This is a genomic window from Pedobacter sp., assembly GCF_039594775.1.
GTDB lineage: Bacteria > Bacteroidota > Bacteroidia > Sphingobacteriales > Sphingobacteriaceae > Pedobacter.
The window spans coordinates 1-26566 of sequence record NZ_JBCNMT010000010.1; the positions used below are offsets into that span (position 1 = coordinate 1).

Sequence of the window (26566 nt, forward strand, 5' to 3'; positions counted from 1 at the left end):
GACTCGTTCGTCGGCCAGTCTTAATGTTCTGGCATCCGTCCCATCGTTTCAATCTTTTTTCTATTCGCCATCAAGCTCCGCTCGATAGCTCCCATTCCGTTTGGGACTGCAAAGGTAGGAAACTTTTCAAAACCTGCAAACTTTTTTTTATTTTTTTTCTGTTTCTTCTTCAAGTTCCAGAAACACCTGCAAATCTGTTTCCCATCATTTCAAAATCAACCTCTCCGTCCTTCCTTCCGTCTTTTCCGTTCTTTCCGAAGCGGGTTGCAAAGGTAGCAATCTTTGTTCAATCTGCAAGAAAAAAAATAACTTTTTTTTCGAGTACCTCCTTCACTTTCCTAACCGCTATTCCTTCAATTCAACCACTTTAATCTCTCTATCTTTTCCCCTTCCTTCCGAAGCGGAGTGCAAAGGTAGGAATTGTTTCCGACCCTGCAATACCACATTCAATAATTATTGAAAAAAGGAACACAAAACACTGGAATACAGGAATAAAAAATCACGAAAAACATCAACCGAAACCCGAGATGGCACAAAACAAGAGAAATGAAGCGCTTTTTGGGACAACCTAAGGGTAGACAATGGGCAATGAGACGACCTAACATCATATTATAAAATAGGACTACAACAATCCTATATTTATATATACTCATATACTATTACATATAACATGGCATGTCGCCATTCATACCTAATTATATTATATATAGTACATGCGGTGAAACTTTCATATTGGAGAATACCGACAATTGACTCGAAATATAAGCAGCACTAAAATGACTTGCCAAACCATTTTCTATTCGGCAATAAAATAATTAGTTCATTATAATATAAAGAAGTGACCCTATTACTATATTATACATACACCAATAACTAGGTTGGCCTTGCCATTTAAACCCGATGGAAATGGAAATACTTTTTGTTTTGCTATACAGAGCATATCCGTATCGCCAAATATGTAAACAAGAGATTCCTCGGAATAACAAAACAAACCCAAACAAAAGGATTGCAATGGACTTTCTATTTTGACGTACCTAATATATATATACATACATCAACAATTAAGCTGACCTCGCCATTTAAACCCGACGGGAATGGAAATACTTTTTGTTTTGATTATATACAGAGCACATCTGTACCGACGGGTAAATAAAAAAGAGATTCCTCCCCGAAGCATCGGGGCAGGCTATTCCTCGGAATGACAGCAAGACAACAAAACAAAAAGATTGTAATGGACTGCGGGGCTAGCTCACATCCATGTGGTACATTTGCTTTTCAAAAAGAATATTCCTGGATGCTTTGTTAAAAATTGTTAAGTATTTTAAAGCTGCGAAGGGTTTAACTAGCTTAGCTCTTATTATTTAATTGACGTTGTCGTATTATTACCTTATCTTTGCAAAATGTTTAAAATTAAACACCTTATTATTTGTGGCATTGCCGTTCTGCTTATGGGCTTGGGGGCATGCAAAAGTCGTTTCGAAAAATTACGTCTGAGTAATGACGTTGCCAAGAAATATCAGGAAGGGATTAGGCTTTATAATAAAAAGGATTATAACAAGGCATTGATTTTATTTGAGGGTCTGGTTCAAAAGTACCGTGGTACGGCTGAAGCGGAAGACTTAAACTATTATTATGCTTATACATTATATCGTTTAAAGGATTACACTACGGCTCGTTATAAATTTAAGGAGTTTGCAGACACTTATCCTGCAAGTAAAAATGCAGAGGAGTGTAGATACATGGGAGCTTATTGCTATTATTTGGATTCTCCTAAATCATCATTAGATCAAGAAAATACTTATAAAGCTATTGATGCGTTACAGTTATTTATTAACCTTTACCCTAAAAGCGACAGGGCTACGCAAGCAGCACAGTATATTGCCAACTTGAGGGACAAATTAGAAACCAAGGCATTTGATAATGCTAAGCTTTACTATGATTTGGGTGGTTATGACATTACCAATTACAAATCGGCCGTGGTAGCGTTAAAAAATGCGCAAATTGAGTTTCCGGATATTAAGTATGCAGAGGAAATGAACTTGCTTATTGTTAAGGCTCAATTTATGTATGCTAAAAATAGTTTCGCCAATAGACAGGAAGAGCGTTTTGGGCAGGCGATTGAGTATTATAACGAGTTTATAGAAGCCTACCCCGAAAGCAAATATGCCAAAGAGGCTAAGCAGTTAAAACAAGATAGCGAAACTGGTATCCTTAACGCCAAGAAACAGCTTGCAGAAGATGCTGCTATGGTAGCTAAATACAAAGCGCTAGAAGAAAGCGATAAAAAGAAAAAAGACACTACTAATAACAAGAATTTAGATAATAAAACACAAAAATAAAATGAGTACTCCAAAACCAGCTATACCAAACACTACGGTTACTAGAAATGTTCATGATTTGGATAGAACAACCGACAATATCTATGAGTCTTTAGTGGTTATTGCTAAGAGAGCTAATCAGATTTCGAACAACATGAAAGAAGAACTTCATGGCAAGTTAGCAGAGTTTGCTTCGTCTAACGATAATTTGGAAGAAGTTTTTGAAAACAGAGAACAGATTGAAATCAGCAAGCACTACGAGCGTTTGCCTAAACCTAGCTTAATTGCTATCGACGAGTTCTTAAATGGTAAGGTTTACCACAGAAACCCTAGCAAAGAGCAAAAATAGTATTATTGCTTAGGCAATATTTATGATAATTGGCCACAGGTGTGCAGATGATCTTAAATCTGCACATCTGTGGCTAAATGCTTTTTAAGCTATTGATTTTCTATCTATATTTGCTTTCAGATGCTGAAAAATAAAAACATTATCCTTGGCGTTTGTGGCAGTATTGCCGCCTACAAATCTGCTTTACTGACTAGACTGCTGGTAAAAACCGGTGCAAATGTTAAGGTAATCTTGACCCAAGATGCGAGTAATTTTATTACTCCGCTTACTTTGGCCACTCTTTCCAAAAACCCTGTTTACACGCAATATTTTGAAGCAGAGACTGGTGTCTGGAGTAACCATGTAGAGCTTGGTCTTTGGGCCGACTATATTTTAATTGCCCCCGCCAGTGCTAACACGCTTGGTAAAATGGCCAATGGTCTTTGCGACAACTTACTTACGGCAGTTTATCTTTCGGCCAAGTGTCCAGTTTTGTTTGCCCCTGCAATGGACTTGGATATGTGGAAACACGAAAGCACCCAAGATAATGTTGCGAAACTGAAACAGATGGGCAATGTAATGATTCCCCCTGGTAAAGGTGAACTGGCAAGTGGTTTATATGGCGAAGGCAGAATGGCAGAACCTGAAGAAATTTTAGCCTTTTTGGAAAGCGAAATTAAAAAAGGTCTTCCTTTATTGGGCAAAAAAGTACTGGTAACGGCAGGCCCAACTTATGAGGCCATCGACCCTGTTCGATTTATTGGCAATCATTCTTCTGGCAAAATGGGTTTTGCTTTGGCCGAAACGCTATATCAGCTTGGTGCCGAAGTAACCTTAATTGCTGGTCCTACTTCCCTAAAGAGTGGCAATGGAATTAAAAGAATTGATGTAACCAGTGCTGCTGAGATGCTTAACGCTTGTATTGCTCAATTTAGTAAAACTGATATTACGGTGATGAGTGCTGCCGTTGCAGATTACACACCTGTTGAAGTGGCCCAACAAAAGATTAAAAAGAAAGAAGACCATTTTAACATCGAGCTTAAAAAAACCACCGATATTTTAGCCACCTTGGGCAAGCAAAAATCTGACAGACAATTGCTGGTAGGTTTTGCCCTTGAAACAACTGATGAAGAGAACTACGCCAAAGAAAAACTGAAAAAGAAAAATCTGGACTTGATTGTGCTTAATTCACTAAATGATAAAGGAGCAGGTTTTAAATCGGAAACGAACAAAATTACTATCTTTAATAAAGCTTTAGAGAAAACTGCCTTCGAAACAAAATCGAAAGCGGAAGTTGCCAAGGATATTTGTGCTGAGATACTAAAGCTGATGAATATTAATAACGCTAATCTCTAAAAATAGATGAAAAAAACCATTGGCATATTCTTTTTAACCTTGGCCAGCTTATTTGCTAATGCACAGGAATTGAATACACGTGTTCAAATTTTGGCCCCAACCGTTAACAATGCCAATAAAAGAAACTTAGATGTTCTGCAGAATACCATCAGGGATTTCATGAACAACAACAAGTGGACTACTGAAACGTATTTGCCACAAGAAAGGATTGAATGTAATTTGGTGATTAATATTACCGCTTGGGATGGCAATTCCAATTACACTGCCGAAGCCCAAATTCAATCGAGTAGACCTGTTTATGGTAGCTCCTACTCTACTACCCTGTTAAACATGAGCGACAAAGATTTTAGCTTTAATTTCACCGAAGGACAGGCTCTTGATTTTTCAGATCAAAACTTTTTGAGCAATTTAAGTTCCCTTTTAGGCTTTTATGCTTATACCATTATTGGGCTAGATAAAGACAGTTTTGTAAAGCAGGGAGGTACTCCCTATTATCAAAAAGCTCTAAATTTAGTCAACGTTGCACAAACTGCTGGCGCAAAAGGCTGGCGACCTGTAGATGGCTTGCGTAACCGATATTGGTTAAACGAAAACCTACTTAGTAATTCATTCAAAGGACTTAGAACTTTTATTTATGAATACCATTTGAATGGGCTTGATAAGCTGCAAGAAAATACCAGTGCGGGCACCAAAAACATCTTGTCGTCTTTATCTGATCTAAAACAAACTGACAAACAGAAGTTAGGTTCTATTTTTCCAAATGTATATTTCGCTGCAAAAGCTGAAGAGATTACTAATGTACTGTCGCTTGCAAATCCTCAAGATAAAATGAAAGCTTACAACCTGCTGATTGAAATTGACCCTCCTAACAGCGGAAAATACGATGGATTAACCAAAAGGAATTAAAAAATTCTACATCCATTTCCATTTAAAATGCATTTTCAGCTAATTAACCAGTACTAGCTGCAACATTTCATATCTCCTTGCGTCTTATTTAAAAATCAAAATCGTTAAAATTTTGTTAAAACATTTTGATTATACGAATTTGTTCGTACATTTGAATACGAAAAAATTCGTACAACAGATGAGCAACACAACTTTGAAGCCTACGGAAGGCGAAATGGAAATTTTACAGGTGCTTTGGGAAAAGGGTAACTGTACGGTTAGGGAAGTACACGAAGCATTGGACAAAAAGGATTCGGGTTATACTACCACACTTAAATTGATGCAGATCATGCATGAAAAAGGTTTGGTAGATAGGGATACGAGTTCAAAAACACACATCTACAAAGCATTGGTGAACAAAGAGACCACCCAACAACATTTGGTCAAAAAAATGATTGACAATGTGTTTAACGGATCGGCAGCGAGATTAGTGATGCAGGCCTTAGGCAACAAAAGTGCAAGCAAGGAGGAGATAGATTTAATTAAAGAATATCTAGACAAACTTGAAAACAAATAATCATGGAAGCCATTATCAACAACCTTATTAAAGCTATTGGATGGAGTATTTTACATTCTTTATGGCAAGGTGCCATTGTTTTTGCGATATTATTTATCGCACTGTCCGTAAGGCCTAAAATGAGTGCCAGGCTGAAGCACAACCTGGCTATGGGTGCGCTTTTTCTTATTTTTATCAGCTTTTGCCTAACCTTTGCCTCATTATTTAACCTACCATCAAAAACAGCCGCCGTTGGTAATACCGAACTTAATGAAACTACACTTCAACAGCTTTATAACCTTACCCACAGCTGGAGTTTTAAAACAGAAAGCTATTTTCCCTATATCGTAAGCTTATATGTTTTAGGGATCAGTTTCCAATTGATAGTGCTCATCTCTGGCTATCTAAGACTTAAACAACTGAAAAACAACAACATTTCCAACTTCCCTTTAGAGTGGCTGACTGTTGCTCAAACCATGTTGCAAAAACTCAACATCAACAAAAAGGTCCAATTTCACTTATCCGAAAAAGTAAATATTCCGTTAACAATAGGCTTTTTAAAACCTGTAGTCCTTTTCCCAGTCGCGCTAGTTGCCCATCTCGACATTAAACAGGTAGAAGCTATATTGATTCACGAACTTTCTCATATCCGTAGAAACGACTATGTGCTAAACCTTATTAAAACTGGCATTGAAACCCTTTTGTTCTTCAATCCATTTGTATGGCTTAGCTCTAGGTTTATTCATATAGAAAGAGAGCATGCTTGTGATGATTTGGTAGTGAAATTTACTGGTGCGCCAGTTGCCTACGCCCACGCGCTGTTAAAGTTGGAACTCATCAAAGACAAAACACAACCTGCCCTTAGCCTAGCTGCTACTGGCAATAACCAACATTTGTATCAACGTATTAAAAGAATTACCGATATGAAAACTAACTATATGAATGCGAAGCAAAAAATATTGGCCCTTTGCTTAACGCTTGCCACCATGGTTTCATTGGCCTGGATCAATCCAGCTAAAAAAGAAGATGCTCCCAAAAAACAGAAAAAATTTGTTTCCGTTAGCACCTTAATTAATACCCCTCCTTCTCAAAATGAGTTAACTTGTTTAAAAGCAGATACAGACACCGTAAAACGTAAAAAGGGTTTCAAAGCTATCATTAAAGATAAAAATGGCAACAACGTAGTTTACCATTCATTAGAAGAAATGCCAGACAGTGTTAGAGCGAAACTAGCAGATCTCGATAAGTACTTTAATTCAAAAGAATGGAAAGACAAGATGGCGAAAATCGAATTCAATAGTAAAGAGTTAGAGAAAAAGTTCGAATCCAAAGAATGGAAAGACAAAATGGCCAAAATTGAATTCAATAGCAAAGAGTTAGAGAAAAAGTTCGAATCCAAAGAGTGGAAAGACAAGATGGCCAAAATTGAGTTTGACAGCAAAGAATTAGATAAAGTGTTTAACTCAAAGGAGTGGAAAGATAAAATAGCTAAAATTGACTTTGATAGCAAAGAGCTAGAGAAAATCTTCAATTCCAAAGAATGGAAAGACAAAATGGCTAAAATTGAATTCAATAGCGTAGAACTTAGCAAAAAATTTGAGTCGGAAGAGTGGAAAAAACATATGGAGGCCATTGAAAAAATGGGTAGAGACATGTCTGAAAAATTCAATTCCCCGGAGTGGAAAAAGAAAATGAAAGAAATGGATGAGCTTAAAAATTCTCCTGAATACAAAAAACTTCGTGAAAAATATGAGAAGGATTTAGAGGAATTGAAAAAGAAAAAAGGCATCAACACGGACAAAGCCTTTTTAATTTATGACGGTTCGAACCCAATGCAAATTGCCTCATTGCCACTTACCGCAATAGAAAATATCCAAAAAGTTTTGATCAGCCCAAAAAACTTGATTAAAATTGAAAAAACTGCCGAACCTATAGCACCAAAATCAGCTAACGAAACGGCTGTAAACTAAACAAACATCGAATGAAACCTTAAAAGGGCAAGATTAAATTCTTGTCCTTTTTTATTTTGCAAGGAACAAACAAAATATCTTAAGTACAAAACTTCCTTTGAAAAAAAGAAAGCAAAACCCATTCGTATTTGTTCTTTGTAAAAAAATCTGCTTACCAAGCTATTTCTCAAATTAAAATTACATTTTTGCAAAAATTTTTGAACAATGCAGAGTTACTCCGAATTTCTTGATCTTAGTGTGGGCTTTCCGCAAGATGGCTTTAGCATCATAGATGATGAGCTATATTTCCATGATCTTAATTTGATGGAAATGATTGAAACGTACGGCACTCCCCTACGCTTTACCTACTTGCCCATGGTTAGCAAGAAAATCCAGCAAGCAAAATTGCTGTTTCAAACCGCTATTTTAAAGAACAACTATCGAGGTGACTATAAATACTGTTATTGTACCAAAAGTTCGCACTTTAAGCACATCGTAGAAGAAGCTTTGAAAAACGATATCCACCTGGAAACCTCTTCGGCATTTGATATGCCTATGATTGATGCCCTAGAAAAAAAGGGGGTTGTTTCCAAAGATATCACAGTAATCTGTAACGGCTTTAAAACCTATCAGTACAAGCAGTACATTATTGACATGCTACATGATGGATTTAAGAACATCATTCCTGTTTTAGATAACAAGGAAGAGTTTAACCTTTACGATGATGAAATTGAAATGGATACCCCTTGCAACCTAGGTATCCGTATCGCAGCAGAGGAGCAACCAGATTCTCAATTTTACACCTCTCGTTTAGGTGTTCGTTTAGAAGATGTTATTGATTTCTACAACAGTAAAATTGCTGCAAACCCAAATTTCAGGGTAAAATTGCTACATTTCTTTATCAATTCGGGTATTTCTGATACACCTTATTATTGGAATGAGCTAGAGAAATATGTAACACTTTATTGCAAGTTCAAAAAAATCAATCCTGATTTAGACACCTTGGATATTGGCGGCGGTATGCCATTTAAAGATAGTTTGGTTTTCGATTTTGACTATGAATACATGGTGAACGAAATTGTAAAACGTATCAAAGAAATTTGCGCCGAACATGATGTAGTTGAACCAGATATCATTACTGAATTTGGTAAATATACCGTTGCAGAAGCTTCAGGCATTTTATATAAAGTGTTAGGCCGTAAGCAACAAAACGACCGTGAAAAATGGTTGATGTTAGATGGTTCGTTCATTACCAACTTACCTGATGTTTGGGCCTTAAACCAAAAGTATATTTTATTGCCTATTAACAACTGGGATGCAGAATATGAACGTGTAAACCTTGGTGGTATTACTTGCGATGGCCAAGATTATTATAACCAAGAAGCGCACATGAACAGTGTATTTATGCCTCGTACCCGTAAAGTTCAGTATCTAGGTTTTTTCCATACCGGAGCATACCAAGAAGTATTAAGTGGCTATGGTGGTATTCATCATTGCTTATTGCCAAGTCCTAAACATGTAATTATCCGCCGCAACAGAGATGAAACTTTCAACTTTGAGGTTTTTGGTGAAGAGCAAAACAGTAAACAAGTACTTAAAATATTAGGTTATACCTAGTATTAAGTCAACTTATAAATGCCAAGTTATATCAATCCTTTCCATTTGGAAGGGATTTTTTGTTTTTAAGCCATTAAGGTTTTACCATCTAAGACATCTCAGAACATTTTAGCTTTTGCCAATAACGACTTAATTATCCTCATTTCTTGATGTTTATTTTTTTGAACCACCTTAGACATCTAAGTACATTTTAGTCTTTTTTTGACAGCTTAGATCTTTTTTCCTTGCTCTTTATTCTTTTTTACCACCTTAGACACCTAAGTGCATTTTAGCCATTTTTGGCAGCTTTGATCTTTGTTCCTTGTTCCTTTTTTTAACCACCTAAGGCACCTTAGAGCATTTTAGTTCAAGGGATGTGAGGGCTGATTAGATGTAGTTCAGGGAAAAACAGTAAATTGGATATCTAAAGTACCCCTATGCTAAAACACCTCAAACTCAATAATATCTTTCTTTTAGATATTGAAACAGTGCCTCAATATGAGAATTTTGATGAATTACCTGGTCATCTCCAAATATTATGGGAACAAAAAAGCCAATATCAGTGTAAGTCTGGGCAGACTGCTGCAGAGTTTTATGAAAGTGCTGGAATTTGGTCTGAGTTTGGTAAAATTGTTTGTATCAGTATCGGTTTTTTCCATCTCGAAGAAAACCATATCCACTTGAGGGTGCGTTCTTTTACGGCGCACGATGAGGAACTACTGTTACTGCAATTCATCAATCTGCTGAACGCCCAATCGAGTAATTTGCAGTTATGTGCACACAATGGAAAAGAATTTGACTTCCCTTATCTGTGTAGAAGAATGCTGATCAACGGACTGCAAATTCCAAAAGTTTTACAATTATCAGGAAAGAAACCTTGGGAGATCAACCATATTGACACCCTCGAATTATGGAAATTTGGTGACCATAAACATTTTACTTCGCTTAACTTATTGGCTGCAATTTTTAATTTGCCCACTCCAAAAAATGATATCGATGGCAGTAAAGTTCGACAAGTTTATTATCAAGAAAAAAATTTAAAGCGAATAGCAAATTATTGTGAAAAAGATGTCATTACTTTAGCCCAAGTTTTATTACGTTTCAAAGGATTACCGATAATTCCGCCAGAAAATATTACTTTAGTAGAGTAATGCTTAACGTAAAAGATCTTGCCGTAAAATTCTACAACCAAGAAGACAAAATCTGGTTGGAAACTGTCCACAAAGTGAGCTTTAATCTTGAAAAAGGAAAAGTACTGGGCATTGTAGGCGAATCTGGGTCGGGAAAATCAGTTACCTCTTTCTCGATTATGCGTTTGCACGATGGTAAAAACACCCAAATTGATGGGGAGATAAAATTAGACACCATCAATCTGCTTCAACTTGATGACAAGGAAATCAGGAAATATCGGGGCAACAGAATTTCGATGATTTTTCAGGAGCCAATGACTTCTCTCAACCCGGTTTTCACCTGTGGCGAACAAGTAAGAGAAGCTATTATGCTCCACCAGCATGTAGATAAAGAAACAGCAAAGGAACAAACTATCAACCTTTTTAAGGAAGTGCAGCTGCCGCGACCGGAAAACATTTTCGAAAGCTATCCTCACCAACTTTCTGGTGGGCAAAAACAGCGGGTAATGATTGCTATGGCTTTAAGCTGCAACCCTGAATTACTGATTGCCGATGAACCTACCACAGCGTTGGATGTAACTGTTCAGAAAACCATTTTGCAGTTATTGCTGCGCTTAAAGACTGAGCGCAACATGGCCATGATTTTCATTTCGCACGACCTTGGCTTAATGAATGAGATAGCCGATGAGCTTTTGGTAATGTACAAAGGCAACATTGTTGAACAGGGCACTGCTAAAACCTTGTTTGAAAACCCTCAGCACCCTTATACTAAAGGCTTGCTAGCTTGTCGTCCCTCTCCCAAAAGATTATTAAAAAAGCTGCCTACCGTTGCCGATTTCCTTAACGAAAACAAAAACGTTGGCTTAAAGCATTTGTTAAACGAGAATGCTTATACAACAGAAGAGATTACCCAAAGAAGGACAAAACTATATCAACAGGAACCGCTTTTAAAAGTACAAGAATTATGTACGTGGTATCCCATCAAAAAAGGCTTATTTGGAAAAACAAAAGACTTTGTAAAAGCTGTTGACCGAGTTTCTTTTGAAGTTTTTCCCGGGGAAACCTTGGGTTTAGTGGGCGAATCTGGCTGTGGCAAAACTACTCTTGGTCGCACCATTTTAAGGTTGGTAGAACCAAGTTCTGGTCAATTGATTTTTGAGGGAAAAGACATTACCCATATTGGCAAAAAAGAATTAAGGAGCCTAAGGAGAGATATACAGATTATTTTTCAAGACCCTTATTCTTCTTTAAATCCAAAAATTACAGTCGGCCAATCCATCATGGAACCCCTGATCGTCCATGGTGTTTTCCGCGATGATGCAGAAAGAAAAGCTCATGTAATACAGCTTCTTGAAAAAGTGAATTTGGGTGCCGAGCATTTTAATCGCTATCCTCATGAATTTTCGGGCGGACAACGCCAAAGAATTGTTATTGCTAGAGCGCTGGCATTGAAACCCAAATTTATCATCTGCGACGAATCGGTGTCAGCACTTGATGTATCGGTGCAAGCTCAGGTTTTAAACCTCCTTAGGGATTTACAAGAGGAATTTGGCTTGACCTATATCTTCATTTCCCATGACTTAGCTGTAGTTAAACATATTTCCGATAGAATGATCATTATGAACAAGGGAAAAATTGAAGAACAAGGTTTTCCTGAAGAAATATATGAGCATCCTAAGGCTGCCTACACCCAAAAACTTATTGAGGCAATACCTGGAAATTTCTAAACAAAAAACATGGGGAATGTGTTACTCAAAAACAAAATAATTCCCCAAATTCAATCCACAGTTCCCCAATCACGACTATACAAAAACCTGCTCCAAGTGCATTTAATGGCTTTTTCTTAAGTTTTTAAGAGTTTGGTACTATTTTTTCATATAGGTTTCCAGATTATATCAATTTAAAACTAAAAAGAAATGTCAAAAAACAAGTACTTATTAGTTGCTTCGCTCTTATTAACTGCAACTATTTACTCTTGTAAAAAAGAAACGCAAGAAGTAGTGTCAGACGAAGATGGAGCATCAAAAATCATCAAAATCAATAGCACCCCTTCAAATCGTGTTGATTTGAGTAATGAAGGTATAACTTTAGATTTTCAAGCAGCAACCGAAAGTAATGGAAAAGTAGCAACAGCTGCTACTACTGCATCTGAATTCCCTTATCAATTGGTTTTCAAAGGAAAAATCAATCCACAAATTGGAGCTAATAACAATGCACTTAGCGCATTAGAAGTTTCTGCTTATGGCAATTATTATGCAATTGCATATCAAACGCCAGGTGCTGCTTATGGTGGCGGTGTGGATGTTATTCAAATCCAATCAGGTGCACCTCAATTAATTTCTTCGGTAAGCACTCCGGAAGCTGATGTAACCTGCATTAATAACGGCGGTGGTCGTCTTTACCTAGGTATGGACCTTAAAACTTTCGAAAGCTTTAAATACCCTGCACCTGCTGTAGTTGGTATCGTTAAAACTAATGGTGGCAGCTTAGAAGATCCTCAAGTAGTAGGCTTAGAAGGTTACTCAACCAAAGACGTTAAATACAATACTCAAAATGGCAAATTATATGCAGCTTCTTCAACTAACGGTGGTGTAAGCATCATTTCATTTGCTGGACAAAAAGCTAGTAGAACTGCATTCCAGTCTTATGGTGGCGCTAGATCTATTACTTTCTCGAACAACGATATCATTGCAACCAACGGTTATAGCTACACTACTTTAGATGCCAATACAGCGGCGCAATCTACCTATCAATGGTGGCCTATCCAAAGCAATGAAGTAAACATCGGTAGCGTTGCTTCTTTAACTAACGGAAACTTCCTTTTTGGAAATAACTACTATCTTATCCACGTTGACAAATCAAGTGGTCAGCTTTTAGATCAAATAGATCTTGGTGGATGGGTAAACTCAATCTCAATTGTTTCCGACAAAATCTATGTTTCTGCCGGAAACAGCTTAGTAGTAGCGCAAATTGAAAACAACAAAATCAAAGTTCTTGCTAAAACACACTTCTCAAGTACTTTTGGTGGCGACTTTAATGTAATCAGCTCTAGAGTTGCAGGCAACTACGTATTTGTAGCTTGTGGCAATAGAGGAACTTATGTGTTCAATCTTAAAAAATCCTAGTTGATATAATTGTTAATTTTTTTGAAAAGGCCCGAGTAATATCGGGCCTTTTTCATTAAGCATCTACCCTAAATCAATTATTATTAGATTTAAAAAACCATTCCTACGGTTACATTTGTTATCTTCGGTACAATTGAAAAACGATTATGGCTAAAAATAAGAATGCTCAATTCAAACTTGTTCTCACTCAGCTAATCAGCGATATTTTTGAAAAAAACAGAAACATTGCTCTTAACCATAAGCAAGTAGCGGCACGTTTAAATCTCAGCGATAAAACATCTATCGACACTATCTTAGAAGTTTTAATTGAACAAACAGAAAAGGGATTATTTGTAAGACCCGAAAGAGGAAAGTTCAAACTTAAAGACCTTAAAACTTTTGTTACGGGAACCGTGGATATGACTGCTGATGGCTCTGCCTTTATTGTACCCGACGATGAGTTTGAAAAAGACATCTTTGTAGCCCCAAGGAAATTGAGAAATGCCCTTCACGGTGACAAGGTTAAAGTATATGTTTTTGCCAAGAAAAGTGGTGGTAGAAGAAATGAAGGTGAAATCATTGAAATCATTAAACGTGCCAAAACCGAATTTATTGGTGTGGCCAAGGTATCAGATCGTTTTGCTTTTGTGATACCCGATGATAGAAAAATGCTCCACGATATTTTTGTCCCATTAGGAGATTTGAATGGCGCCAAAAATGGACAAAAGGTACAAGTAGCCTTGACAGATTGGCCTGAAGGCGCCAAAAATCCAATGGGTAAAATCATCCATATTTTAGGAGATCAAGGTGAGAACAATACCGAGATGAATGCGATCTTGGCTGAATATGGATTTCCGTTAAGCTTTCCTTCCGAAGTAGAGAAAGAAGCAAATGCCATTCCTGAACAAGTTAGCGAAGCCGATGTTAAAGGAAGACGAGATTTCAGAGATACAGTTACTTTTACCATTGACCCCATTGATGCCAAAGATTTTGATGATGCCATTTCTTTCAAAAAGCTTGACAATGGGCATTACGAAATTGGCGTACATATTGCCGATGTTTCTCACTATGTACAACCTAATTCTAATTTAGATAAAGAAGCTTACCACAGAGCTACTTCTGTTTATTTGGTAGACAGGGTAATCCCAATGCTCCCCGAACGGTTGAGTAATGGTGTTTGTTCACTGCGACCTAATGAAGATAAACTTTGCTTTGCCGCTGTGTTTGAGCTTGATGATAAAGCAAATATCCACGACCAGTGGTTTGGCCGCACAGTAATCCATTCAAACAGACGTTTTACTTACGAAGAAGCTCAAGAGGTCATTGAAACTAAACAAGGTGACTATGTAGAAGAAATCCTGAAACTGAATGAATTGGCCTATGTACTTAGAGATGCTAAATTCAAAAATGGCGCCATCAGTTTTGAAAGCACCGAAGTGAAGTTCAAGTTAGATGATTTTGGCAAACCTATTGGTGTCTATGTAAAAGAACGTAAGGATGCCCATAAGCTCATTGAAGATTTTATGTTGCTGGCCAATAAAAAAGTGGCAGAGTTCATTGCTAAAAAAGGAAAAGGAAAGCAAAAATATACTTTCGTTTATCGTACGCACGATTCACCGAATATGGAAAGCTTAACCAATTTCGCTTCCTTTGCTGCTAGGTTCGGCTATAAAATCAACACAAAATCTGATAAGGAAATCGCCAAATCTCTTAACTACCTTATGGAAGATGTAGAGGGTAAAAAGGAACAGAATATTTTAACCTCATTGGCTATCCGATCTATGGCAAAAGCCATTTACACGACCAAAAAAACCAGTCACTATGGTTTAGCTTTTGATTATTATACCCATTTTACCTCTCCTATCCGTAGATACCCCGATGTGATGGTGCACAGATTACTTGCGCTATATCTGGATGGAGGAAAATCGGCCAATGCCGAAGAATACGAAGCTGCTAGCGTGCACTCTTCAGCAATGGAAAAACGTGCGGCAGATGCAGAACGCGCTTCTGTAAAATACAAACAGGCTGAATACCTAGAAAACAACATTGGATCTGTATATACCGGTATTATTTCGGGCGTTACCGAATGGGGAATGTATGTGGAGATTGAAGAAAATAAGTGCGAAGGTATGATCCGATTACGTGATATTAGTGATGATTTTTATGTGCTGGATGAGAAAAACTATTGCATCATAGGGCAGCGCAAAAAACGTAAATATCAACTGGGTGACGAAGTGCAGATTAGGGTGAAAAAAGTAGACCTTTCTAAACGACAAATAGATTTTTCATTGGTACAGGATTAAATCAGAGCTAATTTCATTTCTGCAGTCTGATTTTTTACCTTTGGCCTTTCACACACTTTAATGCGTAGCTGCCTTTTAACTGTTTTTTTATTGTTTGTGGTCGCCACAATCAAAGCCCAAATCATTCAGGGGAAACTGATTGATGAAATAACCGGCGAAGCGATTCCCTTTGTTTCCATTGGCGTGATGGGGACAAATAACACTACCGTAACCAACGATGCTGGAGAGTTTATTCTGAAAGGCATCAGCTTTCCAGTTAAATTAAGATACAGTCACGTGAGCTACTTTATATTGGAGCAGGAACTCAATGGAGCTATAGCCAATCTGGTCGTTAAATTAAAGCCTGCAGCAATTAACTTAAAGCCCGTGGTAGTTGATCCCTATCGTGGATTAAAATTGGTTAAGGCAGCACTGGAAAAAGCCGCCGGATTTAACGCCCAGAATTTTTACGGCAACGCGTTTTATCGTCAATTGACTTCATTAAATGGCAGACCTAGTCAAATTTACGAGCTGTTTTACGACTTAGAATTTAACGTTTCGAAAGTAAAAGGATGGATTGCTAAACAAAGTAGATTTGCCGAAACCAATGACGGTATCGCTTTTTCCATGAGCAACCAATCATATCTTACTTTTTCGTTAGCGGGCTATCTGTTTGAAGAAAAAAAGACCGGAAAAACAGTTACCCTAAAAAGTTTAAATGATTTCGAATTCTCCATAGACAAATACATCGAACAAAAAGACCAAGATGTAGCTGTAGTTTCCTGCAAATACAAGGGCAATAAAAAGCAATTCTACATCAACTCAACTTATTATATCGGCGTAGAAGACCTTAAAATCTATCGATTAGAGAATAGCATTTTTAATCTACCCATTAAACTTAGCGGTTCATCTAGCAAAATACCTCCTATAGCAACCACTATTGCTACTTTTAATGGAGAGAAAACACCCATCCCTGTGATTGAGAATATCTCCACCAAGCTATATCTAAATTTAGTGGCTGGCGGCCGAACACTAACTCCAATTATCAGTTCGATGTTGACCGTATATCAGTTGGACAAAACACTCAACACACAAAAATTTACTGAATTAACCAAAAACGTCAAAGATAAAGCCATCATAGAATCGATTCTTTATAACCCTAATTTTTGGAAAGACAATCCCATTGTGAAACAAACCACTTTAGAGGAATCTTTCATCAAAATGATGGAAAGCAAATCGGCATTTGGCACCATGATAGATCCATAACAATGCACAGTCCTACAGAATTACAAAAAATCATTGAAGACGCGATACTTAAATTAGCCCATCCATCAAAACCGGCAGATTTATATGAGCCTATTAAATACATTATGAGTTTAGGCGGCAAACGCATTAGACCCGTTATTGTATTGATGGCTACAGAGCTGTTTACCGACGACCCGTTAAAGGCAATTGACGTTGCCTTGGCCATTGAAACCTTTCATAATTTTACATTGGTACACGACGATATCATGGACAATGCCCCACTAAGACGAGGCAAACAAACCGTACATGAAAAATGGGGTGTAAACAATGCTATTTTAAGCGGCGATGTCATGATGGTGGAATCCAACAAACACTTATCCAAAGTTGATGTGAACGTGCTTAAACCCGTGCTTGACACCTTTAACCAAACCGCCCAAGGTGTTTGCGAAGGCCAACAGCTGGATATGGAGTTTGAAACCCGTGACAATGTAAGCATTGCAGAGTACATTGAAATGATCAGGTTAAAAACAGCTGTTTTATTAGGTGGAGCAATGAAGCTAGGTGCCATTGTAGGTGGTGCCAATGAAAAAAATTCAGATTTACTGTATCAATTTGGAGAAAACCTAGGTGTAGCCTTCCAATTACAGGATGATATTTTAGATGTTTACGGCGACCCTGAGAAGTTTGGCAAGCAAGTGGGTGGTGATATCATCTCCAACAAGAAAACTTTCCTACATCTCACTGCAAAGGCGCTAGTGAAACCGGATGAGCTCCCTACCCTTTTAGGCAACCATGAAAACACCGAAATTAAAGTGAAAGCGGTTACTCAATTATACAATAACTATAAGGTAAAAGAACAGGCCAATTTAGAAATGGAAAAATATTTGGATAAAGCTTATCAGGCCCTTGATCAAATTACCGTTTCTGAAGATAGAAAAGGCCATTTAAGACAATTGGCAAAGCAAATTATGGAAAGAGAAAGCTAAGTTTGATGATGCTTTAGATATGGCCATAGAAGTACATCAATGGCATTTCGATAAGCTTTCAAGGCTTTCTCGTCTTGATATTGGTCAGTAAGCTCATTATGAGAAAGCCAAAAATCATTAGTAATAAAAAACTGCTTTACTAGGCCCTGTTTATTGGAACTTGGAATATCATCTCTAAAAATGCCTTTAGCGATCAAGTCATCGAACAAGTTTAAAAATTGCTGTTCTCGCTTCCGGGTAAGCTGATCATAAGCTTCTCTTATTTCTGGTATCCATTTTCCTATCTCCACAAAGTTGATGAATATAAACCTATATTTATTGACCAGCTTAAAAGAAGTTTCTGTTAAAAAAGCCATTGCATCCAAATCAAGTAGAGCACTATGTACATCAATCATTAATCCATCATAAGCCAAAGCAAGCTCATTAAACAAAGCCTTTATAATGTCTTCAGTATGCTTAAAGTGGTAATGTAAATTTCCTCCGCTCATCCCAATACTCGCTGCAATATGCCGAGTAGTAATATTCCTTATCCCCTGCTCATTATAAAGCAATAATGCGGCATTCAATATTTTTTCTTTAGCGTTCATACTCAAATTTAGAACAAATGTTCTAAATTTGAAAAAATATAAAAAATAACCATCATGCAAGAAAATAAACAGGACAATTGGCTTCTCAGAAATTTACAGGAAATAAGAAATACTATTTTCCCAGAAGATGCCAACGACACGGTGTTTAAAAAAACGGGAAAAAGAATTGGGTGGTCGATGTTTTTAATGCTTGTTTTATGCGCAGCCATAGGTGTTTTAACTGCAGCGTCTTTCGCTCATTAATTTTCATCATCCTAGACAGGTATTTTGTATTTTATTGTTGTTCTTGGTTATTGATTAGATACACCCGAAAACTACAAATCCCCATTTCTTTTCTTAATAGTTGGCTTACAGATTTTGTTTTTGTACCATTAATTACCCATATTTCATTTGTATTAGGTTCACTAATCTTTATGCCAGATGGAACTTTCAAATATCCACTTTACCAAATTTTAAGCATTTCATTATTCATTTCACTGGTTTTTGAAGGTACATTACCCTACTATACCCACTACAACACTGCAGATTTTTATGACGTATTAGCTTATTTTGCTGGTGGAATGTTTTATTATTTCGTTCATCAAAACCATACTTCCAAGAAAATCAGGAAGGTTTTTGAGAAAGCTATTGCATGATATAAGTTAACCTAAAAGCAAAAAAGCCGAACAATTGATGTTCGGCTTTTCATGTATTTTGTATTACAAATATTATTCAGCAGACTCAGCGGCTGGAGCTTCTTCAGCTTTAGCTGCTTTCTTTGCTGGAGCTTTCTCCGCTTTAGGAGCAGCAGCTTTTTTAGGAGCAGCTGTTTTTTTAGCTTCAGCTTTAGGAGCAGCTTCCTTTTTTGCAACAGGAGCAGCATCCTCAACTTTAGGAACTACTGATACATAAGATTTGTTATCAAATTTCTTTTTGAAAACAACAATACCTGGTACCAAAGCAAATAAAGTATGATCTTTACCAATACCAACACCTTTATCTGGGTGGTGTTTTGTACCACGCTGACGAACGATGATGTTACCAGCGATAGCTTCTTGACCACCGAAAATTTTGATACCTAAACGCTTACTGTGCGATTCACGACCGTTTTTTGAACTACCGGCTCCCTTCTTATGTGCCATTTTTTATCTTTTTTATAATTAGCTAATTAGCCAACTAATGAATTTACAAATAAATTAACTACAGAGTGATGCTCTCAATCTGGATTTTGGTGAATGACTGGCGGTGACCATTTTTCTTTTTGTAACCTTTTCTACGTTTCTTTTTGAAAACGATTACTTTATCACCTTTTAAATGAGACACGATTTTAGCTGAAACCTTAGCTCCTTTAACTGCAGGTGCTCCTACAGAAATTTTCCCACCATTGTCAACCAACAATACATTGTCAAATTCAATACTAGCGCCTTCATCTCCTTGTAAGCGGTGTACAAAGATGTGCTGGTCTTTTACAACTTTAAATTGCTGTCCTGCTATATTTACTATTGCGTACATTGTTAAATAATTATTTTATTTCTATTTATTTTTTAATCGAGGTGCAAATATAGAACAATTCTTTTTCAAACACAAGAGCCGATGGAAAATATTTGTTTATTAGCCGATTGATTCACTGGTTCATTAGTTTATTTCTTGTTAAAAGCCATATTATTTTCTTAAATTACGAAATATTCGTAGATTAACGAATTAGTAATAAAATCTACCAACCTACTTCGAAGCAGTTTGTATACTACAAATAACAGCATTATAAACCTTTAAAACCCATAGGCATGAAAACCACATTAACTATTTTATTTTCCCTAGCAATAAGCACTATGGCTATTGCACAACAGCCAGAAAAGGCACTCATTAGAGTAAAATATGATTTCTCGCACATGACCGACACCAACAAAAGGGAAAACTTCCATAAGGAAACCATGATGTTAATTGCAGGCAAAAACGCATCCGTGTTCTTAAGTTATGACAACCTACTGTACGATTTGCAGGTGATGTCAACCACAGAGCAACAAAATAGAGAACAGGAAGGAGTAGATGTAAAAACCTTCAGAATGCCCCAACGAAACAAGATAACAAGCAGATCGGAGTTTTACTACTACGCTAATGAGCAGAAAACTTTTATCCAGGAACAATTGGGTGCTATTTACCTGATAGAAAGAGAAGCGGATAAAATTGACTGGAAAATAACATCCGAAACTCGAGATATTGAAACTATTTCTTGTAAAAAAGCAACAGCTAATTACAGAGGCAGAAATTGGACAGTCTGGTTCTCCGAAGACATCCCCTTTTCTACCGGGCCATGGATGCTGGTAGGCCTGCCAGGTCTAATTATCCAAGCCAACGACGATAAAAACGAAGTCATATTTGAATTTGCTGGCATAGAGAAAGTGGATAAAAATGAAAAAAAACAAGCAAAAGGTATTACCGATGGAAACTCAATTAGATATTTTGGCAGCACAAAAATCTTTATTGAAGATATTATAGAACTACCAAACAAAGCAATTAAGGCTACACCAAACGAAATCAAACGTTTAAAAGAAGTGATGAAAAATGACCCAGAAGGCTTTATGAAAACACAATTGGCAGCCATGGGGTTAGGCGGTTTGAAGCCTGTTGCTAGGCAGCCCAAATCAAACACACCAACCGTTCCAGCGATGAATAATCCAATAGATAAATCAAAACCATAATTCAACCAATTTGCTAATGCCATGCGTCTATAGTTCTTAAGAAACACGAAAATATCAAGACTTGCTTTTATCTTGATATTTCTAAATAACGCTAAAGTCATCTATCGTTCTTCTTATTACGAACATTTCGTGGTTTTAAGAAAAAAAGGTAGTCATGAAAACGCTAATTTTACTCGCATTTGGCTTTTGTAGCACTACATTGCTTTTTGCACAAACTTCGGAATGGGCCCTAGCCAAAGCAAAATACAACTTTCTCCACATTAGGGACACGAATAATCGCAGCAATCCATATCAAGAAGAAATGATTTTGCTAATTGGTAAAAATTCATCTAGATACACTAGTCATGTAAAGATGAAACAGCGGTTAGAATTTTATCAGCATGTGAATGAACAGATTAAAAATAACGGCGGCACTTTAAACGGTGCACACATTAAATCTAATAGGAAAAGTATGACCATTCCCGAAGACTATTACTTCTTTCACACTGAAAATCAGCTCATCCGATCCGAACACTTAGTTAGCACTTATTTTATTCCCGAAGCCATTCCTCAAATTGATTGGAAAATTACCACAGATACCATCAACCTTTCCGGAGTGAAATGTCAAAAAGCAACGGCATTTTTTAGAGGAAGAAACTGGACTGCCTGGTTTGCCTCTGACATGCCCTTCCAAAGTGGTCCATGGAAATTACATGGTTTACCAGGGCTTATTTTAGAAGCCTATGATTCAAAAAAGGAAATTCAATTCCTTTTTGCGGGGTTTGAGGTTGTAGAAAAAAAGCCAAACATTAGTAAGGAGCCCTTTATAGGTGAAATGGTCAATCTAGATTTAATGGAGAATGAAATCAAGATTCCCAATCAGGCGATAAAGACCAGCAAAGAAGAATTCCTGAAACTAAAAAAGGCCCAAGCCGAAGATCCGGTAGGTTTTGCAAAAACTCAATTAGCAGGAAGTGGTATGGCAGGCTTAGCACAAATGATCAAACAACCTTCTGGAGTAAGACCCCCTGCTAAGGTAAATGCCTACAATAACCCCATAGAATTGCCCTAAAAAACTTGTGCCGTTAAAAAGTGTTAAATTAATTTAATATCTACGATAATTTCGTAGTTTTACGAAAACTTAATTATTAAACAAATGAAAATTTTAAAAGTAACCTTAATTGCTTCGCTTATTGGATCAGCCGCCTTCGCTCAAAGCGCAGATAAAGCATTAGCCAGAGTGAGATATACTTTCTCGCATATGCGAGATACTACCCAAAGAGATAATTTTTATACGGAAAACATGCTATTGGTCATTGGCAAAAACGCCTCTGTTTATACCAGTTATGATAAAATCAACAGAGATGAGGAATTGAAAAAGCAACTTGAGGAGCAGATCAAGAACCAAGCTGGAAGTTCGGGAAGCATCAACATCAACAGAACTTCTTCTAAACCTGTTACTCCTATCGACTACTTCTATTTTGCTAACGAAAACAAATTTTTCACCAAAGAGCGAATCATTACCAGCTATTTAATTGAAGAGAATGCTCCCAAAATCAACTGGAAAATAAGCAAGGATACGGCTAGCTTTTCTGGCGTGAAATGCCAAAAAGCAACTGCCTATTTCAAAGGCCGCAATTGGATCGCTTGGTTTGCTCCCGAATTGCCATTCCAGTCGGGCCCCTGGAAGCTCAATGGTTTACCTGGTTTAATTATTGAAGCTCACGATGAAAAGAACGAAGTAAAATTTCAGTTTGCAGGCATTGATAAAGTAACCGAAACTGTACCAACTAAAGAAACGGAACAAGCGGTTGTAATGGCTAACGGTTCTACAGGTGTCATCAAATTTGCAGGTATGGACGGCTCAGCATCTTACTTGGGCAGCGAAATTAAACTACCTACAGATGCAATAAAAACTACCCAAAAAGAATTAGACAAATTGAAGGAAGCCAGAGATAAAGACCCTCAAGGTTTTCTTAATGCACAATTGGCCAGCAGAAATACAGGTGGCAGTTTTGGGGTTACCAATACTACTACTCGAATATCAGTTCCAGGTGGAGGTAAGAAAACACTCATCAACAACCCGATTGAGCTCCCTGAAAAAAAATAAACCGAACCAACAAACTATTTTATGGTGGCCATTGGCTCTGATGGCCACTCCCTAAACACACAAAACATGAAAAAGGTACTGTTTCTGCTAATTGCTGTTGCATGCATGGCTACTTCAACAGCTTTTGCTCAAAAGCAAATAAAGGGCAATGTGAAAGATGAAAAAGCTAAGCCAATTCCTTCGGTAATGGTCAGTTTAAAGGATAAAGAAGGAAACACCTTTGCTTTTTCCCGGTCCAATGATAAAGGTGATTTTGTAATCAATACAGATCCTGCAGGAACAGACCTTACCTTAGAGTTCAGTGTTTTGGGATTTGAGAAGAAATCCATTGCCATTACAGACTTTAACAAAACTTATCAAGTGGTTTTAGCCGAAAGCGAAATTGCCTTGAAAACAGTGGAGGTAAAAAACCGTCCAAGGTTAAGTTCAAATGGCGACACCTTAAATTACAAGACTTCTGATTTTTCAGACAAACAAGACCGCAGCATTGGCGATGTCCTTAAAAAAATGCCTGGTATTGAAGTAGCCGAAAATGGCAAAATCAGCTACAATGGCAAGAGCATCTCAAATTTATATGTAGATGGCGACAATTTGCTAGAAGACAAATATGGCATAGGTACCAAAAGTATTCCTCATGGTGCAGTTGATAAAGTGCAGGTGATTGAAAATGACCAGCCCGTGAAAATGCTGCGTAAAAACAACACCAGCGAAGATGTAGCACTAAACCTAGTGATTAAAGACGAGGCCAAATTAAAGGTAATGGGCGATATCAAAGCAGGATTGGGAACTCCTGAAAGGTTTGATGGCAATATTAACGCCATGATGTTTAACAAGAAAGTGAAGTTTTTGAACAACTTAAAGGGCAACAACATCGGTATCGACCCTGGAATTGACCTTACTTCGTTTAACCCTCAAGCTACCGACAATAGCAAACCTTCCAATTTGCTTACCGCAGGCGCAGCTGGTGTACCTACCCTACCACAAAGCAGAACCCTGTTCAATAAAGCTGGACAGGCCAACCTCAACAATCTTTTCAAGTTCAACAATGATTTGCAGCTAAGGGCAAATGTTTCCTATTTGTATGATGAGCGCAAGCAAGTATATAACAAATCTTCTGAAACCAGATTGGCTGGTCAAACTATCAGTTATCAGGAAAACCAAGACAATTTCTTAAATCCTCAAAAACTAAGAGGTCAATTCACTTTAAACGGAAATACAGATGGCTACTTTTTTAATAATGCTCTTGTGGTTGAATATAATCCTACTCGTACAAATTCTAATGTTTTTATTAATGGTGTAGGTGCATTCCAGTCGCTTAGTCAGGACATGTTCACTTTATCAAATGATTTAGGTTATCGTAAAAAGCTAAAATCGGGCAATATTTTACATATTTCTTCTAATCTAAGTCGTACTTCACAACCTGAAACGCTTAGTATCAAACCAGGGCTTAATGAAGATATCCTTAATAATGGTATGCCTTACAATAGCCTAAACCAATATTTAGAATTACCAACATGGTATGCTAACAACGCGGTATCTATGGCTTTCCCAAAAGGCAAGTTTGTACAAACTTATCGAGCAGGTTTCTTGCTCCAGCAACAGAACCTGGAAACCAACCTTACCAAAATTCAAAATAACGGCAGTAGCGAATTGGCTATGAATGGTTCTTTGAACGATTTAAACTGGCTACGTTCAAGAGCTTATGTAGAGAACACCTACGAATATACCTCAGACAAAATTACCACCACTGTTCGCATACCGCTAAGTTATAACACCATCAGTTACGATGACGTCAATCATGCAATCGATAAAAAGCTAGAGCGTTTCTTTATCAATCCGTCGGTGTATTTCAAATACCAAACTAGCCCTGAAAATTATGTTAGCGCCAATTATGGCTATAGAAACACCTTAGGTACTATTGATGATGTTTATTATGGTGCTGTTTTGCGCAACTACCGTTCGCTATTTGCCAATAATGCTCCTATTTCAGAAAGCACTACACATACCATTGCTGGTTCATTCAATTTTCGCAAGGCCATACAAATGATATTTGGAAACATTGGGATGGTTTATAGCACCACTAATTTAAATACCATTTCTTCCTTTACCTTGACTAACAACACACAACAACGTATTGTACTTCCCTTGGAAAACCAAATGAAAAGCTTATCACTAAACAGCGGTTTAAGTAAGTATCTATTTGCACTTAGAAGCACTGTAAACGCAGGATTCATCTATAGCCATAACCAATACGAGCAACTACAAAACAATGAATTGTTGCCTTTTAAAAGCGATACCTACACTTACAAAGCTGGTGTCGAAGCAAAGCTTACTAAATTCATGAACTTTAGTTACAATGGCACTTTTTCTAATAACAAAAACAAGACGGCCAGTAATGGTATTTCCACCAATTATCAACAGCTAAGGCAACAAGCAGGTTTAACTGTAACCATGCTTAAATCGGTATTCTTGAATTTTTCGGCAGAACACATCTTCACCCAACAGTCAAGTCAACCAGATTTGAAATATTTGTTTGCTGATTTCAACATTAGATATAAGCTGCTGAAACTTAAAACCGACCTTGAATTTGGCATTACCAATTTGGCCAATGTAAAAAGATTTGAAGCCATCAACGTTTCTGCCAACTCCTTAACTGTGGGCACTTATGAAATCCCAGGAAGAGTAGCCATGTTTAGGGCAACTTTTAATTATTGATTGTAATTAGTTATTCATTAAATGAAAATGTATGGATAACGATGCAATAAAATCTCGATAGGTTAGTTATATACTCGAGAGCGTTAATTTAATAAAGCGGAAGTAGGTTGGATTGACCACTTCCGCTTTTCCTTTACAAGGAACTTCATCCCTCAAAGCCAAAAGAAAGTCTATAAAAACTAAAAATGAGCGACATCAACATTCTATCTACCGAAATCTTAAGCGATAATTGGTATGTTTTAAATAAGGTTACCTATGAAATTACACAGAGCGATGGCTCTAAGCAGGTACAAAATCGAGAAGCTTATGATCGGGGCAATGGTGCGGCCATCCTCCTATATAATGTGGCACAACGAACTATCATTCTGACCAGACAATTTCGTTTACCCACTTTTTTAAACGGTAATCCATCAGGAATGCTGATAGAAGCCTGTGCTGGTCTACTTGATCAAGACAATCCCGAAGATTGTATTAAACGAGAGACCGAGGAAGAAACGGGCTATCAAATTAACGAGGTAACCAAAGTATTTGAAGCCTATATGTCGCCAGGTTCCGTAACAGAGATTATTCATTTCTTTATTGCTGCATATGATAAATCGATGAAGATGCACCATGGCGGTGGATTAGCACATGAAGAAGAACATATTGAGGTGCTAGAATTTCAGTTTGAAACTGCACTGAAAATGGTTGATAGTGGCCAAATCAAAGATGCCAAAACCATCATGCTTATTCAGCACCTGAGGCTAAAAGGCATTCTATAAA

Annotated in this window: 24 protein-coding genes; 21 read left to right on the plus strand and 3 right to left on the minus strand. The window is 37.3% G+C overall.

Annotation, left to right across the window (positions count from 1 at the left end; all coding sequences use genetic code 11):
- The 14 genes from ABDV71_RS18305 to ABDV71_RS18370 form a co-directional block, all read left to right on the plus strand.
- A partial coding sequence (locus ABDV71_RS18305) for a hypothetical protein (RefSeq protein WP_343535144.1) occupies positions 1 to 371 on the plus strand: 371 nt, incomplete at its 5' end.
- A 1029-nt stretch (positions 372 to 1400) separates the two neighbouring features.
- Entirely contained in the window at positions 1401 to 2339 is a 939-nt protein-coding gene (gene bamD, locus ABDV71_RS18310; RefSeq protein ID WP_343535146.1) for an outer membrane protein assembly factor BamD, read from the plus strand.
- A 1-nt stretch (position 2340) separates the two neighbouring features.
- Entirely contained in the window at positions 2341 to 2667 is a 327-nt protein-coding gene (locus ABDV71_RS18315) for a DNA-directed RNA polymerase subunit omega (protein ID WP_343535148.1), read from the plus strand.
- Between the two features lie 120 nt (positions 2668 to 2787).
- Entirely contained in the window at positions 2788 to 4002 is a 1215-nt protein-coding gene (gene coaBC / locus ABDV71_RS18320; RefSeq protein ID WP_343535150.1) for a bifunctional phosphopantothenoylcysteine decarboxylase/phosphopantothenate--cysteine ligase CoaBC, read from the plus strand.
- A gap of 6 nt (positions 4003 to 4008) precedes the next feature.
- Positions 4009 to 4908 carry a DUF4835 family protein gene (locus tag ABDV71_RS18325; protein WP_343535152.1) on the plus strand — a complete coding sequence of 300 codons (900 nt, stop codon included), beginning with the start codon at positions 4009 to 4011 and terminating at the stop codon, positions 4906 to 4908.
- Positions 4909 to 5086: 178 nt separating this feature from the next.
- Positions 5087 to 5464, plus strand: coding sequence for a BlaI/MecI/CopY family transcriptional regulator (locus ABDV71_RS18330; RefSeq protein WP_113648829.1), 378 nt, complete (start codon positions 5087 to 5089; stop codon positions 5462 to 5464).
- 2 nt (positions 5465 to 5466) lie between these two features.
- Positions 5467 to 7413: a M56 family metallopeptidase gene (locus ABDV71_RS18335; protein ID WP_343535157.1), complete on the plus strand. Its 1947-nt coding sequence runs from the start codon at positions 5467 to 5469 to the stop codon at positions 7411 to 7413.
- A 204-nt stretch (positions 7414 to 7617) separates the two neighbouring features.
- Positions 7618 to 9009 carry an arginine decarboxylase gene (locus tag ABDV71_RS18340; RefSeq protein WP_343535159.1) on the plus strand — a complete coding sequence of 464 codons (1392 nt, stop codon included), beginning with the start codon at positions 7618 to 7620 and terminating at the stop codon, positions 9007 to 9009.
- A 416-nt stretch (positions 9010 to 9425) separates the two neighbouring features.
- Positions 9426 to 10139, plus strand: a complete 714-nt coding sequence (locus ABDV71_RS18345; protein ID WP_343535161.1) for a 3'-5' exonuclease — start codon at positions 9426 to 9428, stop codon at positions 10137 to 10139.
- Positions 10139 to 11845 carry an ABC transporter ATP-binding protein gene (locus ABDV71_RS18350; RefSeq protein ID WP_343535163.1) on the plus strand — a complete coding sequence of 569 codons (1707 nt, stop codon included), beginning with the start codon at positions 10139 to 10141 and terminating at the stop codon, positions 11843 to 11845. Before ABDV71_RS18345 ends, ABDV71_RS18350 begins: the two co-directional genes overlap by 1 nt.
- Positions 11846 to 12034: 189 nt before the next feature.
- Positions 12035 to 13243: a hypothetical protein gene (locus tag ABDV71_RS18355; protein WP_343535165.1), complete on the plus strand. Its 1209-nt coding sequence runs from the start codon at positions 12035 to 12037 to the stop codon at positions 13241 to 13243.
- Positions 13244 to 13389: 146 nt separating this feature from the next.
- A complete protein-coding gene (gene rnr / locus ABDV71_RS18360; RefSeq protein ID WP_343535166.1) occupies positions 13390 to 15525 on the plus strand; it encodes a ribonuclease R in 2136 nt (711 codons plus the stop codon).
- 60 nt (positions 15526 to 15585) lie between these two features.
- Positions 15586 to 16770 carry a carboxypeptidase-like regulatory domain-containing protein gene (locus tag ABDV71_RS18365; RefSeq protein WP_343535171.1) on the plus strand — a complete coding sequence of 395 codons (1185 nt, stop codon included), beginning with the start codon at positions 15586 to 15588 and terminating at the stop codon, positions 16768 to 16770.
- 2 nt (positions 16771 to 16772) lie between these two features.
- Positions 16773 to 17735: a polyprenyl synthetase family protein gene (locus ABDV71_RS18370; RefSeq protein WP_343535173.1), complete on the plus strand. Its 963-nt coding sequence runs from the start codon at positions 16773 to 16775 to the stop codon at positions 17733 to 17735.
- Here ABDV71_RS18370 and ABDV71_RS18375 read toward each other — a convergent pair.
- Positions 17732 to 18322: a TetR/AcrR family transcriptional regulator gene (locus ABDV71_RS18375; RefSeq protein ID WP_343535175.1), complete on the minus strand. Its 591-nt coding sequence runs from the start codon at positions 18320 to 18322 to the stop codon at positions 17732 to 17734. The genes ABDV71_RS18370 and ABDV71_RS18375 overlap by 4 nt on opposite strands.
- Before the next feature lie 54 nt (positions 18323 to 18376).
- Here ABDV71_RS18375 and ABDV71_RS18380 point away from each other — a divergent pair, with 54 nt between their 5' ends.
- Both ABDV71_RS18380 and ABDV71_RS18385 read left to right on the plus strand, forming a co-directional pair.
- The gene (locus ABDV71_RS18380; RefSeq protein WP_343535177.1) at positions 18377 to 18565 is read left to right on the plus strand and encodes a hypothetical protein; all 189 of its coding nucleotides are present in this window, start codon (positions 18377 to 18379) and stop codon (positions 18563 to 18565) included.
- 50 nt (positions 18566 to 18615) lie between these two features.
- Positions 18616 to 18957 carry a hypothetical protein gene (locus tag ABDV71_RS18385; RefSeq protein ID WP_343535179.1) on the plus strand — a complete coding sequence of 114 codons (342 nt, stop codon included), beginning with the start codon at positions 18616 to 18618 and terminating at the stop codon, positions 18955 to 18957.
- Positions 18958 to 19029: 72 nt separating this feature from the next.
- Here ABDV71_RS18385 and rpmA read toward each other — a convergent pair whose 3' ends face one another.
- On the minus strand, positions 19030 to 19443 hold the full coding sequence (rpmA, locus tag ABDV71_RS18390) for a 50S ribosomal protein L27 (RefSeq protein WP_113664298.1): 414 nt from the start codon (positions 19441 to 19443) through the stop codon (positions 19030 to 19032).
- A gap of 58 nt (positions 19444 to 19501) precedes the next feature.
- On the minus strand, positions 19502 to 19813 hold the full coding sequence (rplU, locus tag ABDV71_RS18395) for a 50S ribosomal protein L21 (RefSeq protein ID WP_113648560.1): 312 nt from the start codon (positions 19811 to 19813) through the stop codon (positions 19502 to 19504).
- Positions 19814 to 20085: 272 nt separating this feature from the next.
- Between rplU and ABDV71_RS18400 the strand changes: the two genes are divergently transcribed.
- The 5 genes from ABDV71_RS18400 to nudK all read left to right on the plus strand — a co-directional run bounded on the left by ABDV71_RS18400 (position 20086) and on the right by nudK (position 26565).
- Complete coding sequence (locus ABDV71_RS18400) at positions 20086 to 21000, plus strand: GLPGLI family protein (RefSeq protein WP_343535183.1); 915 nt, start codon at positions 20086 to 20088, stop codon at positions 20998 to 21000.
- A 154-nt stretch (positions 21001 to 21154) separates the two neighbouring features.
- Complete coding sequence (locus ABDV71_RS18405; RefSeq protein ID WP_343535185.1) at positions 21155 to 22051, plus strand: GLPGLI family protein; 897 nt, start codon at positions 21155 to 21157, stop codon at positions 22049 to 22051.
- 84 nt (positions 22052 to 22135) lie between these two features.
- Positions 22136 to 23089 carry a GLPGLI family protein gene (locus ABDV71_RS18410; protein WP_343535187.1) on the plus strand — a complete coding sequence of 318 codons (954 nt, stop codon included), beginning with the start codon at positions 22136 to 22138 and terminating at the stop codon, positions 23087 to 23089.
- 66 nt (positions 23090 to 23155) lie between these two features.
- Positions 23156 to 25804 carry a TonB-dependent receptor gene (locus tag ABDV71_RS18415; protein ID WP_343535189.1) on the plus strand — a complete coding sequence of 883 codons (2649 nt, stop codon included), beginning with the start codon at positions 23156 to 23158 and terminating at the stop codon, positions 25802 to 25804.
- Positions 25805 to 25989: 185 nt separating this feature from the next.
- Complete coding sequence (gene nudK, locus ABDV71_RS18420; protein ID WP_343535191.1) at positions 25990 to 26565, plus strand: GDP-mannose pyrophosphatase NudK; 576 nt, start codon at positions 25990 to 25992, stop codon at positions 26563 to 26565.
- The last annotated feature ends 1 nt before the right edge of the window (position 26566 follow it).

What these genes read in the sequence shown, in the direction of transcription:
- ABDV71_RS18405 (WP_343535185.1), top strand. Translation starts at nt 21,155, where the DNA reads ATGAAAACGCTAATTTTACTCGCATTTGGCTTTTGTAGCACTACATTG.
- ABDV71_RS18325 (WP_343535152.1), top strand. Translation starts at nt 4,009, where the DNA reads ATGAAAAAAACCATTGGCATATTCTTTTTAACCTTGGCCAGCTTATTT.
- ABDV71_RS18365 (WP_343535171.1), top strand. Translation starts at nt 15,586, where the DNA reads ATGCGTAGCTGCCTTTTAACTGTTTTTTTATTGTTTGTGGTCGCCACA.
- rnr (WP_343535166.1), top strand. Translation starts at nt 13,390, where the DNA reads ATGGCTAAAAATAAGAATGCTCAATTCAAACTTGTTCTCACTCAGCTA.
- ABDV71_RS18330 (WP_113648829.1), top strand. Translation starts at nt 5,087, where the DNA reads ATGAGCAACACAACTTTGAAGCCTACGGAAGGCGAAATGGAAATTTTA.
- bamD (WP_343535146.1), top strand. Translation starts at nt 1,401, where the DNA reads ATGTTTAAAATTAAACACCTTATTATTTGTGGCATTGCCGTTCTGCTT.
- rplU (WP_113648560.1), bottom strand. Translation starts at nt 19,813, where the DNA reads ATGTACGCAATAGTAAATATAGCAGGACAGCAATTTAAAGTTGTAAAA.
- ABDV71_RS18375 (WP_343535175.1), bottom strand. Translation starts at nt 18,322, where the DNA reads ATGAACGCTAAAGAAAAAATATTGAATGCCGCATTATTGCTTTATAAT.
- ABDV71_RS18370 (WP_343535173.1), top strand. Translation starts at nt 16,773, where the DNA reads ATGCACAGTCCTACAGAATTACAAAAAATCATTGAAGACGCGATACTT.
- ABDV71_RS18410 (WP_343535187.1), top strand. Translation starts at nt 22,136, where the DNA reads ATGAAAATTTTAAAAGTAACCTTAATTGCTTCGCTTATTGGATCAGCC.
- ABDV71_RS18335 (WP_343535157.1), top strand. Translation starts at nt 5,467, where the DNA reads ATGGAAGCCATTATCAACAACCTTATTAAAGCTATTGGATGGAGTATT.
- ABDV71_RS18380 (WP_343535177.1), top strand. Translation starts at nt 18,377, where the DNA reads ATGCAAGAAAATAAACAGGACAATTGGCTTCTCAGAAATTTACAGGAA.
- ABDV71_RS18400 (WP_343535183.1), top strand. Translation starts at nt 20,086, where the DNA reads ATGAAAACCACATTAACTATTTTATTTTCCCTAGCAATAAGCACTATG.
- ABDV71_RS18340 (WP_343535159.1), top strand. Translation starts at nt 7,618, where the DNA reads ATGCAGAGTTACTCCGAATTTCTTGATCTTAGTGTGGGCTTTCCGCAA.
- ABDV71_RS18355 (WP_343535165.1), top strand. Translation starts at nt 12,035, where the DNA reads ATGTCAAAAAACAAGTACTTATTAGTTGCTTCGCTCTTATTAACTGCA.
- ABDV71_RS18345 (WP_343535161.1), top strand. Translation starts at nt 9,426, where the DNA reads ATGCTAAAACACCTCAAACTCAATAATATCTTTCTTTTAGATATTGAA.
- ABDV71_RS18315 (WP_343535148.1), top strand. Translation starts at nt 2,341, where the DNA reads ATGAGTACTCCAAAACCAGCTATACCAAACACTACGGTTACTAGAAAT.
- rpmA (WP_113664298.1), bottom strand. Translation starts at nt 19,443, where the DNA reads ATGGCACATAAGAAGGGAGCCGGTAGTTCAAAAAACGGTCGTGAATCG.
- coaBC (WP_343535150.1), top strand. Translation starts at nt 2,788, where the DNA reads ATGCTGAAAAATAAAAACATTATCCTTGGCGTTTGTGGCAGTATTGCC.
- nudK (WP_343535191.1), top strand. Translation starts at nt 25,990, where the DNA reads ATGAGCGACATCAACATTCTATCTACCGAAATCTTAAGCGATAATTGG.
- ABDV71_RS18350 (WP_343535163.1), top strand. Translation starts at nt 10,139, where the DNA reads ATGCTTAACGTAAAAGATCTTGCCGTAAAATTCTACAACCAAGAAGAC.
- ABDV71_RS18415 (WP_343535189.1), top strand. Translation starts at nt 23,156, where the DNA reads ATGAAAAAGGTACTGTTTCTGCTAATTGCTGTTGCATGCATGGCTACT.